The organism is Nonomuraea sp. NPDC005730 (assembly GCF_040630865.1).
Taxonomy (GTDB): Bacteria; Actinomycetota; Actinomycetes; order Streptosporangiales; family Streptosporangiaceae; genus Nonomuraea.
Window position 1 is genome coordinate 133,379 of record NZ_JBEXYK010000002.1, and the last position, 13,961, is coordinate 147,339.

At 73.6% G+C, this 13,961-nt stretch carries 9 protein-coding genes; 3 read left to right on the forward strand and 6 right to left on the reverse strand.

Annotation, left to right across the window (positions count from 1 at the left end):
• Nucleotides 1–24 precede the first annotated feature (24 nt).
• The 3 genes from ABZ444_RS03280 to ABZ444_RS03290 form a co-directional block, all read right to left on the reverse strand.
• Nucleotides 25–2,220: a SulP family inorganic anion transporter gene (locus ABZ444_RS03280; protein ID WP_357991961.1), complete on the reverse strand. Its 2,196-nt coding sequence runs from the start codon at nt 2,218–2,220 to the stop codon at nt 25–27.
• A gap of 80 nt (nt 2,221–2,300) precedes the next feature.
• The gene (locus ABZ444_RS03285; RefSeq protein ID WP_357991964.1) at nt 2,301–3,725 is read right to left on the reverse strand and encodes a hypothetical protein; all 1,425 of its coding nucleotides are present in this window, start codon (nt 3,723–3,725) and stop codon (nt 2,301–2,303) included.
• Between the two features lie 184 nt (nt 3,726–3,909).
• The gene (locus tag ABZ444_RS03290; protein ID WP_357991967.1) at nt 3,910–4,422 is read right to left on the reverse strand and encodes a YbhB/YbcL family Raf kinase inhibitor-like protein; all 513 of its coding nucleotides are present in this window, start codon (nt 4,420–4,422) and stop codon (nt 3,910–3,912) included.
• A gap of 929 nt (nt 4,423–5,351) precedes the next feature.
• On the opposite strand from ABZ444_RS03290, the gene ABZ444_RS03295 reads away from it, so the two are divergent.
• Together ABZ444_RS03295 and ABZ444_RS03300 are read left to right on the forward strand one after the other, a co-directional pair.
• Nucleotides 5,352–5,873, forward strand: coding sequence for a PH domain-containing protein (locus ABZ444_RS03295; protein ID WP_357991970.1), 522 nt, complete (start codon nt 5,352–5,354; stop codon nt 5,871–5,873).
• 71 nt (nt 5,874–5,944) lie between these two features.
• Nucleotides 5,945–7,438, forward strand: coding sequence for a PH domain-containing protein (locus ABZ444_RS03300; protein WP_357991973.1), 1,494 nt, complete (start codon nt 5,945–5,947; stop codon nt 7,436–7,438).
• Between the two features lie 111 nt (nt 7,439–7,549).
• On the opposite strand, the gene sepH is transcribed toward ABZ444_RS03300, so the two are convergent.
• Together sepH and ABZ444_RS03310 are read right to left on the reverse strand one after the other, a co-directional pair.
• Nucleotides 7,550–10,555: a septation protein SepH gene (sepH, locus tag ABZ444_RS03305; RefSeq protein WP_357991976.1), complete on the reverse strand. Its 3,006-nt coding sequence runs from the start codon at nt 10,553–10,555 to the stop codon at nt 7,550–7,552.
• 161 nt (nt 10,556–10,716) lie between these two features.
• A complete protein-coding gene (locus tag ABZ444_RS03310) occupies nt 10,717–11,676 on the reverse strand; it encodes a protease inhibitor I9 family protein (RefSeq protein ID WP_357991978.1) in 960 nt (319 codons plus the stop codon).
• A gap of 113 nt (nt 11,677–11,789) precedes the next feature.
• Here ABZ444_RS03310 and ABZ444_RS03315 point away from each other — a divergent pair, with 113 nt between their 5' ends.
• Nucleotides 11,790–12,656 carry a hypothetical protein gene (locus ABZ444_RS03315; protein ID WP_357991981.1) on the forward strand — a complete coding sequence of 289 codons (867 nt, stop codon included), beginning with the start codon at nt 11,790–11,792 and terminating at the stop codon, nt 12,654–12,656.
• On the opposite strand, the gene ABZ444_RS03320 is transcribed toward ABZ444_RS03315, so the two are convergent.
• Nucleotides 12,653–13,930, reverse strand: coding sequence for a D-arabinono-1,4-lactone oxidase (locus ABZ444_RS03320; RefSeq protein ID WP_357991984.1), 1,278 nt, complete (start codon nt 13,928–13,930; stop codon nt 12,653–12,655). The two genes, ABZ444_RS03315 and ABZ444_RS03320, sit on opposite strands and share 4 nt — an antisense overlap.
• Between the last annotated feature and the right edge of the window lie 31 nt (nt 13,931–13,961).

Sequence of the window (13,961 nt, forward strand, 5' to 3'; positions counted from 1 at the left end):
TTCGGCGCCCGGCGGGACGCGGGCTCACAACTTCACGGAGAGCGAAGACCGCAGCGGCGGCACCAGGTGCACCCGCGCCGACCCGATGTCGAAGTACAGGCCCACCAGCTCCAGCTTGCCCGCCCTGACCTGCTCGTCCACCTTCCGGTAGGTGCGCAGGTTCTCCAGCTGCTGCTGGACGTTCACCCGGCACAACACGTCGAGGGCCCCCTTGTGCAGCCGGTCGCCCTCGGTCTCGATGAACCTGGCCAGGCTGTGGTTCCCGTGCCGCAGCCACCGCCGCAGCCCCGGCAGGCTGCCGGCCTGCACCCCGGCGCTGAGCACCCCGGCCATGGCCCCGCATCCCGAATGCCCGCACACGGTGATCGTGCGCACGCCGAGCACCTGCGTGGCGTACTCGATCGCGGCCACCACCGAGTCGTCGTGCGGCTCGGAGCCCCGGCGCGGCACCAGGTTGCCGATGTTGCGCACGGTGAACAGGTCGCCGGGGCCGCTCGCCGTGATCAGGCTGGGCACGATCCTGGAGTCGGCGCACGTGATGAACAGGTGGGTCGGCTGCTGCTTGCGCGCGAGCTCGGTGAAGATCGGCCGGGCCAGCGGCGCCGTGGTGCGGTGGAAGTCGCGCGACCCTTCGGCGCGGGTCGCCGGGGTCGAGCCGCCGTCGTCGGGGATGGCGCGGCGCTGCGGGCGCGTCCGCCGCTTCGCCCACGGCACCCACCGCCGGTCCGGCGACCTGCCGGGGTACGCGCGGGCCCCGCCGGCGGCCAGCGTGTACCACTCGTCGTGCGGCTCGTCGAGGTCGACCGTGCCGCCCGCCTGCTCGTGGTCCAGCCGCCAGGAGTGGACGGCCTCGAAGGCCGCGTTGTCCATGAACTCGATGGTGAGGTCGAGGTCGACCGGCGTGCCCGCGGGGATCGACCGCAGCTCGTGCGTGAGCCTGGGCACGCCGAGGAACGTCAGCGAGCCGCTGATCGTCACGTGCAGCCGGCCGTCCGGCTCCTCACGTTTGCGCACGCTCACCCAGGTCAGCCGGCGCAGCGCCAGCAGCGCGGCCAGCGCCACCCCGGCCAGCACCCCCTCTGCCAGGCCCAGCACGATCACGGTCATCGCGGTCACGACGTAGACCGGCACCTCGCCGTGCCCGCGGTCCTTCCTGACGCGTGCCAGGCCCACCATCCGCACGCCGGTGAACACCAGCAGCGCCGCCAGCGCCTCCAGCGGGATCAGCCGGACCGACCAGCCGAACCCGACCGCGAACCCCAGCACCCACACCCCGTGCAGGATCGACGCCGACCGGGTGCGCCCGCCCGCCCGCACGTTCGCCTCCGTACGCACGACGCCGCCGGCGATCGGCAGGCCGCCCAGCGCCCCCGACACCATGTTGGCCACGCCCTGGCCGGTCAGCTCCTGGTCGAGGTCGGCGCGGCGGCCGGGGTGCGTCCCGTCGGCGGCGGACGCGCACAGCAGCGACTCGACGCTGCCCAGCAGTGCCACGAGCAGCACCGCGCCCACGATCGTGTGCCAGTCGGCGGACGGCAGCACGGGGAAGCCCCACCCGGAGAAGCTGCCCGCCAGGTCGACGCGGGTGACGTCCCAGTCGGCCAGCCAGGCGACGCCCGCCGCGGCCGGCAGTGCGACCAGCGGGGCGGGCACCACCCTGACCGGCGCGGGCAGCCGCGTCCACGACGCCAGCACCACGATCGTGAACAGGCCCAGCGCCATCTTGTGCCCGTGGAGGCCGGCGATCTGGCCGGGCAGCTCGGCGAGGTTGGCCAGGGCCGAGAGCTGGGGCTGCCCGCCGAGGACCACGTGGAGCTGGGAGAGCGCGAGGATCACGCCGACCGCGGCCAGCAGGCCGCGCACGACCGCGGGGGAGACGGCCGGGACGACCCTGGCGGCCTTGACCACGCCGAGCACGAGCTGGACGACCCCCGCCAGCAGCGTGATCATGCAGGTGGCCCGCCAGCCGTGGATCCGCACCAGCTCCACGACCACCACGGACAACCCGGCCGCGGGCCCGCTCACCTGGACGGCCGATCCGCCCAGCGAGCCGGCCACGACCCCGCCCACGACGGCGGCGATGAGCCCGGCGGCCGGCGGGGCGCCCGAGGCCGCCGCGATGCCCAGGGAGAACGGGACTGCGACGAGGAAGACCACGAGCGAAGCGGGTAGATCATGCCGTAGCGTACGCAACCAGCTACTGAGGGTATCGCCGATCATGTCGGAAACCCTAGTGGTGCGCCACCCCCGCTTTAGGGGGTCGTCGCGGGGGTTTTACTCATTCGGTAAGGGGCCGGAGATCACCGGTAGTAGTCGTTGTAGTCCTGCTCGGGGGCCCGGCGACGGCCGCCGCCTTTGTCGCCCTGGCCGGGGGCGGCCGCGCCCTGCGACTGCCCGCCGTACGTCGGCCAGTTCGCCGTGCCGGACGGCGGCTCGGGCCAGGCGGGGCCGGGCCCGGCGGTGAAGTCGCCGGTCTCGTACGCCACCGAGGACGGCGCGGGCGGCACCGGCGGAGCCGACAGGACGTCGTCGTAGGCGGAGACCGCGCGGGCGGGGACGGTCGGCGTGCCGGTGGCCGGAGAGGGACCAGTGATCGGTGAGCCGGAGTCGTCGGCCACGGCCCAGCCGGAGCGCACCTCGTACGAGGCGGGGAACGCGGCGGCCGGCGAGGCGGCGGCGGGCTGCTCCACGAAGGCGGGCCAGGAGCTCGCCGGGCCGCCGTAGGAGGCGGGGGAGGGGTCGTCGAGGATGTCGGGCGAGGCGGCGGGCCAGGAGCCGGAGGTGGCTGCGGCGGGCGCGCCCGTCCAGGTCGTCTCAAGAGCGTCGGCCGCGCCGGGCGCACCGTTGCCGACGGCGTTGTTGGCCGCGTTGTTGTACGCCGGGAACGGGTCGCTGGTCGGTGCGCCGTGGATCGGCGCGACCGGCGCGACCGGGAAGGACCCGCTGGAGGTGACGCCCGCGTAGGACCCGCCACCGGCGGCCGGGTAGGCGGGGAACGAGCCGCCGCCCGCTGCCGGGACGGCCGGGTGGGCGCCGCTCGCGGGCAGGGGCTCGGGACGCGAGGCCGGCACGACGGGCTGGGCACCGCCGCCGAGGAGGCTGAGCACGTCGGGCGTGGGCGCCGCGAACGTCACCGTGCGCTGGTCGGCCATGTCGGAGGCGGAAGGGGTGGGCCGCTTGGCGGCCTCCACCAGGTCGGCGAGGTTGGCCGCGGCGGCGGCGGGCTGGCGCTGGGGCAGCGGGGCCTGGACGGTCGCGGCGTTGGGGTCGGGCTTGGGCTTCGCGGGACGCTCACGGCGCTCGGCGGGCTGCTCGCGCTCGACGGGACGGGACGCGCCCTTCCTGGCCGCCACTGTGCCGCCGGCGCCGAAACCGCCCTCCTCGGCGTCGCTGCGGATGTTCGCCCAGAACTCCTCGTCCTCGTGGTCGGTGGTGGGGTTGCCCCACTCGTCGACGCCACGCCTGCCACGCTGGCCGGTGCGCACCGGCTTCGGCTTCACCTCGTCGATCGGGGAGAAGTCAGGGCTGAAATTGTTCATGCGCGGTTCGTGCGCGGCGAACTCGTCGGTGGACCGGGCGTGCGTCATCTCCTCCTTCTCGGCCATCTCCTTCAGCCGTTCCGGAGGGAGAGAGCTCTCCCGGCGGTTCATGGAACGCATGCCCAGTGCCACGACGACGAGCACGAGGAGCACGACAGCGACCAAGCTCACGACGACCGCGATCATTGCACCACCCTCAAAGCCATGGCCTCCCTGTGGCATCGGTGAGATCGCGCGGCCATCGACGCGATCTGCCCCCTTTGATCACCAATGCCTAACAATTGGATCTGATTCTGTCGGACCACTATGAGAGTTGTCACACCCTACGCAAAGAATTGGTCCATCCGGTCTACCTGCGGTGATCGCCCTGTCACTGGATGTTCACCGCCGTCAGCCGGCCCCGGGCGATCGTGTGGTCGGCGATCTCCTTCAAGATCTCGGGGAGGCCGCCCTCCTTCGCCTCGACCTTGTCGTTCAGCGTGTAGACGGTGAACCGGTAGCTGCCCGGAGTGTTGCAGGGCGGTTCGTAGCCCGCCTTTCCACTGGTCACCTTGGCCTGGCCGGAGCCCTCTGGCGGACTCTCGGCGGCACCCGGCCCCAGCTCGGTCGTGGTCGCCGGGATGTTGTAGAGCACCCAGTTAACGGCCGATTCGGAGGGAGTATGGGAATCGACCACGATCGCGATCGACTTCGCCTTCGGCAAGGGTTCGCTGGACCAGCGCAGCGGCGGGCTGCCCTGGCGGCCTCGGCAGGAGAACTCGCTCGGCAACGGCATGCCGTCGCGCAACTCGGGGCTCGAGACGTTGATCTCCGCGATCTCCTTGGCCTGGGATCTTCCGATGCCCAGGGCGGCGCAACCTGACAGGGTGAGCGCGAAAGCCACCACTGTCACACTGACAGCGGCCCGCCTCACACGTGATGCCGTGTTACACAGCCCCATGCCGGATGATGCTACGCGGCTCTCGGCGGTGCGCAGACCGTTTCCCGATGGTCGGTCGTCGGTAGAGGAGCCGAAACCGGCCGGAATGCGGTGATCTGGGAGGTGAAGTTGACCACAGGGGCGGCGTCGGCAGAGGTTCGAAGGTGACGATCCGATGACCTGCCTGGCCTGCCCGTTCCCCGGGGCGCGCGGCGCGGTCGTGGCGCGCGAGCTGACAGGACAAAACGGGCATGGTTTCGGACGGCGCCCAACACGCAAAATTCAGATGCGCCGAACGAGGCAGATGTGCTCGTACGCGCGGACGGCGGCTGCCCACGTTCCTGTGCCTCGCGGGGCGGACGGCGGCTGCCCACGTTTGTGTGGCTTGTGGGGCGGACGCCGGGCGGCCCCTGTGTGTGGCTTGCGGGTGGACGGCGGCTGCCACGCTTCGTGAGGGCGTTTCGCGCGTGGTGCGGTAACGCGCCGCCGGGCCTGGATGGCACGAACGTGGCGCCGCCGACGTGGCCCAGCTCGACAGCCTGCGGCCGGCCGCCACCGAGCATGCACCCGCCGCACCCGGCCGGCCGTCCGACACGCCGCGCCGCCCGTCCGATCTTTACCTGCCGCCCCGCAGGGCATGGGGGGCCTGTGTGCCGTCGTCGTGACAGGCGTTCGCGCTCCTCGACCAGGCCGGGCTCCCCTCGGGGCCTGCCGATGACCCTCCGAACAGCCTGAGCCCCCGTGCCCCCGCCGGAGGCGGCCTCCAAAGGCTGCCGGTACGCGGGGGCCGGTCGGCGCTGATTGTGGGGCGTCGCCGTGCCCGGGTGATGGGAAAGATCTTCGGGGGTCGGGGTCAGATCGTCTTTCGGGGCGTGCGCCCTAAGCTGGTCCTTGTGACGTCAAAAGGCCCACTGCGTGACCCCGCCCACCGCGTCTCGCCCAAGGCCCGCCGCCTGTGGTTGCTGCAGGCGGCGATCGGGTTCGTGTTCTTCGTGGGCGGTTCGGCCGTGGTGGCCGGGTGGGTGGGCGGCAGCGGCTGGTCGTGGGTCCCGTCCTGGTTCGCCGCGCGTTCATGGCTGTTGCCGCTGGTGGTCGGGGTCGTGCTGACGCCGTTCCTGGCGGCGGAGCCGTTCATCCGGTACGCCGTCCACCGCTGGGAGTTGTCGGGCGACGTCGTCTACGCCAGGTCGGGGTTCCTGACCAGGGAGTGGGTGTTCGTGCCGGTGAGCCGCATCCAGACGGTCGACAAGGGCCAGGGGTGGATGGAACGGCTGCTCGGCCTGGCCACGCTGGAGATCCGCACCGCCTCCCACGCGGGCTCGTCCACGATCAAGGGCCTCGACTTCGAGGTGGCGGCCGGGCTCGCCGAGCGGCTCGCCCATCGCGCCGAAGAGCTCAGGGACGACGCCACGTGACCCAGCCGCCACCACCACCGCCCTCTCTGCCTCCTCCTCCGCCGCCACCGCCCATGCCGCCCATGCCGCCCGTGCCGCCACCGCCCCCCGCGCCCCGGCGGCTGAGCCCCAAGGTGCTGCTCATCGATCCGGTACGCATGCTGCCCTCGCTGCTGCTGCCCCTGGTCGGCGTGCTGTTCGTGGGCGGCTTCTCGGCCAGGTCCTACGCGTGGGCGGCGTTCGGTGTGGTCGGCACCGTCGTGTTCGCGGTCATCCGCTGGGCCACCTTCACGTACGAGATCGTCGGCGACCGCCTGGAGACCAAGCGGTCGCTCATCAGCCGCTCGATCAGGACCATCCCGCTGGAACGGGTGCGCGGCGTCGACGTGTCCACGCCGCCCATGCACCGGATTCTCGGGCTCGCCGTGCTCAAGGTCGACACGGGCGCGAGCGGCGACGACGAGGAGGCCGCGCTCGACGGCGTCACACTGCGCGAGGCCGAACGCCTCAAGGCGGTGCTGCTGCGCCGCGCCGTCCAGGTCAGGACGGCCGAGCACATCCCCGGGCCCGGCCCCGCCCCCGTGGACCGGCCGATCATCGCCGTCCCGCGCCGGTGGCTCCTGTACGGGCCGCTGTCCGGGGCGTACCTGCTCACGCCGTTCGCGCTGGCCGGCGGCGCGGTGGGGCTGGCCTTCCAGTGGGGCGACGACCTGGGGTTCGGCCAGGACGCCGCCTGGAGCGCGGGGGAGTGGCTGTGGGAGCGCCCCTACCTGCTGCTCGTCGTGGCGCTGCTGCTGGTCGTCGCCATGCCGTTCGTCGGCGGCGTGATGTACGCGGTCTTCAACTGGGACTTCAGGCTCACCCGACGCGACGGCTACCTCGTGGCCGAACGCGGGCTGATCAACCGGCGCAGCGTGTCGCTGGAGTCCCGGCGGGTGCGCGGTTACGAGATCGTCGACGGTCTGGCCGAACGCCTGGCCGGGGTCGTCCGCGTCTGGGCGATCGTGACCGGGCTCGGCGACTCCGAGACGCGCGGGCAACTCCTGCCCGACGTGCCGCGCCAGGTCGCCGTCGGCGTCACCGCCGACGCCGTGGGTCCCTTCCGCTCCACCCTGCGCGCCCATCCGCCCGTGGCCCGCAACCGCCGCCTGTTCCGGGCGGTCTTCCCGTGGCTCCTCCTGGCCACGCTGAGCGCCGCCGGGGCGTGGGCCACAGGAATGATGCTCTGGTGGATCCTGACGGTCCTGGCGTTGCTCCTGGCGGGCGCTGGGGTGTTCCTGGGCCTCGACCGGTACGCCTCCCTGGGACACGGCTACGACGGCGCCCGGCTGGCGGTCCGGTCGGGGTCGTTGCGCCGCGCCGAGGCCGTGATCGAACGCCGGGCCGTGGTGGGCTGGCGGCTGCGCCAGACCTGGTTCCAGCGACGGGCCGGGGTGCTGACGCTGATCGCGGGGGTCGGGGCGGGCAAGGGCGGTTACGACGCGCTGGACGTCTCGGAGGCTCAGGGGGCGGCGTTTCCCGCCGAGGTGACGCCGGAGTGGCTGGCCCCGTTCACGCAGCCCCACGCGGTCCCGCCACAGAACTGAACGTTTCCGCCGGACCAACCAGCCATGCGTTCCTGAACGACCGAGGCCGCGCCCCCCTGTCGAGGTGGGCGCGGCCTGTGGTCGCCGATGGTGTCCCTGGTCGGGTGCGGGTCAGTCCTGGCGGCGGGCGCCGAACATGATCTCGTCCCACGTCGGCACGGAGGCTCGGCGGCCGCGCGCATTCTTGCGCGCCTGACGCGCGGCCGGAGCGGGCGGCGGAGAGGGCACCGGGACGTCCTCCTTGCCGGGGCCCTTGGCGTCGTCCTTGCCGGGACGCGCGGCCGGGACCGGAGGGGTGCCCTTGGGTGCGCCGGGACCCGGCTTGGGCCTGGGCGCGGGCGCCTTCTTCTCGGCCACCTCGACCTCCTCGGCCACCTCCTCGGCCACCTCCTCGGACGCCTCCGGCACGGCCACGTCCTGAGCGGTCGCGTCCTGGGCGGCGGGCTCCGGCTCGGTGTCCGGGGACTTCTCCGTAGCCTCCGCCGGAGCGGCCGAGGACTCTTGGGCGGTCGCGTCGGCCGGCACGTCCTGCGAGGTGGCGGCTGAGGTCTCGGCGGCCGGTGTGTCCTGGGTGGCAGACGTCTCGTTGGCCGGTGCGTCCGGCGTCGCCGTCTCGGCTTGGGCTGCTGTGGCGGCCGACGATTCCGAACCGGACGTACCGGGCTGGGTCGTGGCGTCTGCCTCGGCGGTCGTGGTGGGCTCCGAGGCGTCCTCGGCGGCTGCCGTGGTCGCCGGTGCGGCGGTCGGTGCGCTCTCGGTGGTCGCCCGTGGTTCGGTGGCCTGCGCTGTGGTTGCCGCGTCCTCCGGCTCGGCGGTGGCGGTCGTCGCTTCCTCCGGCCCGGTGGATTCGGGCGCAGGGGACTCGGACGTCTTGGGCGCGGGCTCCGCGGCGGTCGTCGCGTCCGAGGCGGTCGCCTCGGTCGTGGCGGGCTTCTCGCTCGTGGCGGGCGCGGAGTCGGTGGCGGCCACCGCGGGCGTTTCGGTGGGTGCGGCCACGGAGGACGCCTCCGCCGCGGCGTCCGGGACGTCCGTCGCACCGGCTGCCGAGGCGTCCGACGAGGACGCGGTGGAGTCGCTTGCCTCGGGCGTGGTGGCCTGGGCACTGCCGGTGTCGGAGGTGATGGCGGCGGCGTCTTCGGGCGCGGGAGAACCGGTGGTGTCGGTCTCGGGCGCGGTGGAGACGGGGGTGGCGTCGGCCTCCGGCGTCGTGGAGAGCTGAGCATCCCCGGCCGAGCTCGTCGGCTGGGCCTCCGTGGCGGCCGCGGTCTCCGGCTGCACGTCGGGCGTGGCGACGGTTTCCCGCCGCACATCGGCCGTGGCGGAGGTCTCCGGCTGCGCCGTGGAGGCGGCCGGGGGCTGCGGCTGGACAGGCTGCGGCTGGACGGGCGTCGCGGCGGCGGGCGTCGCGACCGGAGGTGCCGAGGCGGCGGGCTGGGCCGGGACGGAAGCGTCGGGCTGGACGGTGGGCTCACCACCGGCCGTCGGCGAGGACGGCTGCTCCGCCGACCGCGTCGCCGGGCCTTCAGGAGCGGCCGACGTCGGCAGGGCCTCAGGCACCGCCGACGTCGCGGAGACCTCGGGAGCCGCCGACGTCGGGGAGACCTCGGGAGCGGACACCGCCGCCTGCCGGCCGAGAGACTCCGGAGCGGCGGGCGACGGGGTGTCGGCCTCAGGAACGGCGGGCGACTGGACCCCGGCCTCCGGAGCGGCGGGCGGCCGCGCACCCGGCGACGGGGTGACCGACGGCCGCCCATCCAGCGACGGGGTGACCGGCGACTGCGTGCCGGGTGCCGAGGTCGCGGGTGGTTGCGTGCGGAAGTCCGAGGTTGCGGGTGGCTGCGTGCGGAAGTCCGGGGTCGCGGGTGGCTGTGTACGGAAGTCCGAGGTCGCGGGTGGTTGCGTGCGGAAGTCCGGGGTCGCGGGTGGCTGAGTGGACGCCGCCGGTTCGGCAGGCGGTTCGGCGGGCGACGGGTGGGAGGTGAGCGGGCGCGAGGGCGGGGTGGCGGGCGCGTAGATGGAGTCGTCGCGCTCGCCCGAGCGGCCGGAGCCGAAGTCGGGCAGCCACGGTGACGTGCCGCCGCGGCGGGAGGAGGCGTCCGTGGAGCGGCCGAAGCCGGTCTCGCGGCCCGCGGTCTCACCGCGCTGGCCCTCCCCGCGGTCCCCGCGGTGCCCCTCGGCGCGGGACGGGTCCGGGTGGAAGCCCTCGCCCCGGAAGGGGGCGCGGGCGGTGTCGGGCAGGGACGCCGAGTTGTCCGACGCGCTCTCCCGCCCCGGGGACGGCCGGTCGAACGGCACGTCACGCCCGGGCACGTCGCGTCCCGCGAGGTCACGCCCGGGCAGGTCGGGGCCGCGGCCGTAGCCGCCGGTGTCGGCGGGCCTGGGCGGCGGGGTGTAGCCGACGGCCGGCTCCTCCGGCTCGCGGCGCACGACCGAGGGGAAGGGCAGCGGGTCGGAGGCGAGCGGCGGCACCGGCTGCAGCTTGGCCACCCGCGGCGCGAACGGCGTGACCGTGGTGTCCTCCACCACGGCGGGCTCTGGATCGAAGTCGGCCGACGACAGGCGCATGGCCTCGTCGTCGTGCGGGGAGACGTGCCGCTTGCGCGGGTCGAAGAGCCATTCGGCGTGGCGCGTGTGACCGTTCCAGACGTAGCCGAGCTTGACCCGCCACAGGCCGTCGTCGCGCTTGGCCGAATCCCAGTCGATCTCGTCGGTGGGCACGCCGCGCCTGGTCAGCCGCTCGGCCACCAGCTCGCCGAGGGTGGGACCGGGTGCGGTCTCCCCGGGCATGCGGACGGCGACACGTTGCGCCTGCTGGGCGACGTACTCCCGCTCCTGCAGCACTGGACCCTCGAACCAGCGGACTCGTTCGACCGGGATCCCGGCGGTCGCGGCGATCTCTTCCGCTGTCTCTCCGGCGCGGATGCGTGCCTGGATCTCCTTGGGGCGCAACGGGCTCTCCACTTCGATCTCGTACTGGCCGAGACGGGAGAAGTTGCCGCGGACGGCAGCACGGAGCCGGTCGTCCACGGGAAGGGTGAAGCGCGTACCCCGCCCGGCAGTAGCCAGCACGAGATAGGTGCCGTCCTCACTCACCGCGACGAGTCGGAGCTCCTGCATGCGAGTCCCTTCGTCAGCGTCGCCATTCTTCCCCCGGACCCTTGAGTCTCTCGCGTGTGCCGGTTGCCTGCCAGCACCGTACCCGGCATGTCCGAACATCGCCTTCCTGGGAAGCCCCGGGGGCGATGTGACGCCGGTCACATTTGTGGATTCCATTTCCTCTAGCGCCCGCCGCGGTGCATGAGGAGGTTAGAGCTCCTCGACGGATTCTGGCGAATCGCGGCGCGTGCTGTTGTGCACTTCAGCGAACTCGCGACAAGGGAGGGACCGGCGTCGGGACGGCGTTCGAGAAGACGTGCCGCATCGGCGGCGAGGTACGGGGCGCCCGCCGAGAACGCCTGCCCGCCGGAGGCGATCTGGCACCAGCTCGAGTCGGCCGCGCCCACGACGAACACCCCCGAGCGCACCAGCGACCGTACGGCGGCACCGAGCGCGGGCGAGTCGGCCCCGTCGGCGGCGAGCGTGACGACGGACGGGCCGCGCGCGTGCCGCCGGATCCAGTCGAGCCCGGCCAGCACGTCGGCCAGCGAGCCCGACCCCGCGCAGCCGAGCACCCGCACCGACCCGATCCCGGCCTCCGGCGCCCGCGAGGCGACGGCCCTGGCCACGCGCGTGCCGTGCCCGCCGCAGTCGCGCCCGGTGCCGCCGGTGGCGTCGAAGGCGCGCCAGGCCCGGTCGCCGAACTCGGCCCTGGTGACGTCGACGCCGCTGTCCACGACATACACGGTCGTGCCCGCGCCCGTGCCGGGGTCCGTGTCGGAGGCGGCCTCGGCGGGGGCGGGCGCGTCGGCGGGCATGGCGTGGATCTCGCGGTCGGGCTCGACGGCCAGGACCCGCGGATCGGATCTGAGCTCGGCCAGCTCGCCGACGGTGAGGAAGGTGGCGAAACCCGGCAGGGCCTCGGTGTAGTAACGCCGTACCCGCCATCTCACCTCCGCGACGAGGTCCCGGGCGTCCGCGCGGCTGCGGGCGGTGACGATGTAGGGCCGGGTGGGCTCGGAGGCCGAGGGGCGCAGGGCGAGTCCGGAGGCGGGCGTCATGGCGAGAGGGACAGCGGTCGTCGCGGCCGTCGCCACGGCCGCGGCGAGGTAGACGGAGGGTAGGCCGAATCGTCGGGGCACGAGTTACGAGGATGCCTGTCACGCAGGTCACAGGAACAACGGGACACGCGCTCGCGTCTATTCACGAGGAAGCTCTTTACCGAACGCATGACCAGAGGGGACTGATCCGGGGGATGACCGGCGAGCAGCGGAAGTTCGAGCTGAGCGTGCCACAGATCCTCGGGAGCGCCCTCGCCGCCGTCACCGCCGCGGTGGCCGCCTCCTACCTCGGGGTGGCGGGCACCGTGATCGGCGCCGCCGTGGTCAGCATCGCCAGCACGGTGGCCAGCGCGGTCTATACGCACTATCTCAAGCGCACCGGCGACCGGGTCAAGCAGCACACGCTGTCCGCGTGGCGCGAGGAGCAGGAGGAGGGGCAGGGCCTGCTCGCCGCCGCCGCGAACGCCACCCCGGCCGCGGGCGAGGAGACCGCCGTGCGCCGGGCCGGCGAGCCGACGGCCGCGCACGCCGTCCAGGGAGGCGGCGACCAGGGGCGTGACACGCTGGTCATGCCGGTCGCCGTGCCCGCCGGGCGCAGGGGGCTGCCGTGGCTGAAGACGGCGGTCGCGGCCGCGCTGGTGTTCGCGGTCAGCATGGGCGGCATCCTCGCCTTCCAGGCCCTCGACCACCGGACGCTGCACGAGCGGGTCACCGGCGGGCAGACGCCGGTGAAGGAGCAGCAGCGCGCTCCCGTCCAGGATCAGGGGCGCGACCGCCAGGACCGCGACGACCGGCCGACCGGCGTGACGCAGTCGCCGACCCCGACCCCGACCCCGACGCCCACGGACACGCCGCGCACGCCGCCGCCGTCCGGGACCGGTGAGCCGAGGCCGAGCAGCACGCCGACGCCCACGCCCACGGACACGGTCGAGCCCGTTCCCGAGACGCCCGGCCCCGGCGAGGAGGAGCAGGAGCGTCCCGACCCGGGCGAGCAGCAGTCCAGCGCGCCCCCGGCCACGACGCAGCCGGACGAGCCGCCCGTGCAGCAGGAAGGGCGCTAGCCGAGCACCACGTCGAGGTAGTCGTTGGTGAACACCCGGCGCGGGTCCAGCCGGTCGCGCAGCGCGACGAAGTCGTCGAAGCGGGGGTAGACCTTGCGCAGGTACGCGGCGTCCCGGGTGTGCATCTTGCCCCAGTGCGGCCGGCCGTCCAGCCGGTTCATGATCTCCTCCACGCCCTCGAAGTAGGCGGGGTTGGGCGTGGGCCGGTAGATGTGGCAGGCGACGTAGGCCGAGTCGCGGCCGTACGCGGTGGACAGCCAGGCGTCGCTGGGCGGCGTGACGCGGACCTCCACGGGGAAGGTGATCTTCCAGTCCATCCTGTCGACGAGGTCGCGGGTCTCGCGCAGCGCCTGGGCCAGGTGCTCGCGCGGCACGGCGTACTCCATCTCCAGGAACCGCACGTCGCGGCGGGCCGTGAACACCTTGTACGAGGTGTCCACCGCCTCCGAGTCGCCCAGCGCGGCCGCGCTGATCGCGTTGATCCGCGGGATCAGCGCCGGACGCCGCCCGCCGACGGCGCAGGCGGCGCCGAAGATCGTGTTCTCCAGGAACACGTTGTCCAGCCAGTGCTTGAACGGGCTCGGCGGCCTGGCCGGGCCCGCGTCCCTGTTGTTGGTCTTGACCAGGCAGGCGTCGGTGTGCGGCAGCCAGAAGAAGTCGAGGTGCTCGTTGGCCGAGGTCAGCGAGTCGAGCGAGGCGAGGATGTCGGTGAGCGTCATCCTGCGCCGCCGGTTGCGCAGCAGGAACGCGGGCTCCACCCGGAACGTCACGGCCGTCAGCACGCCCAGCGCCCCGAGGCCGACCCGGGCCGCGTCGAACAGGTCCTCGCCGGGCACGGCCGTGACGACCGAGCCGTCGGCGAGCACCAGTTCCAGCTCGGCGACCTGGTCGGCCAGGCCGCCGCTGTCGCGGCCGGTGCCGTGGGTGCCGGTCTGGATCGCGCCGGCGACGGTCTGCTCGGTGATGTCGCCCATGTTGGCCAGGGCCAGCCCGCGCTGGTCGAGCAGCTCGTTCAGCATCTTGAGCGGCGTGCCGGCCAGCACCGTGACGCGGTCCTCGCCGGCGGACCTGATGCCGCTCAGCCCCTCGGGGCGGAGCATGATCCCGTCGGTGAGTGCCACCCCGGTGAAGGAGTGGCCCGTGCCGACCATGCGCAGGCGGCGCCCGGCGGCCGAGGCGTCCCGCACGGCCTGGACGACGTCCGGCACGCTCGCGGGGGTACGCACCTCGGCAGGGGCGCCCGTCTGGTTCCCGGCCCAGTTAGTGAAGACCATGAGGCGCCCCTCCGAGCGTCGTTCCGATTAA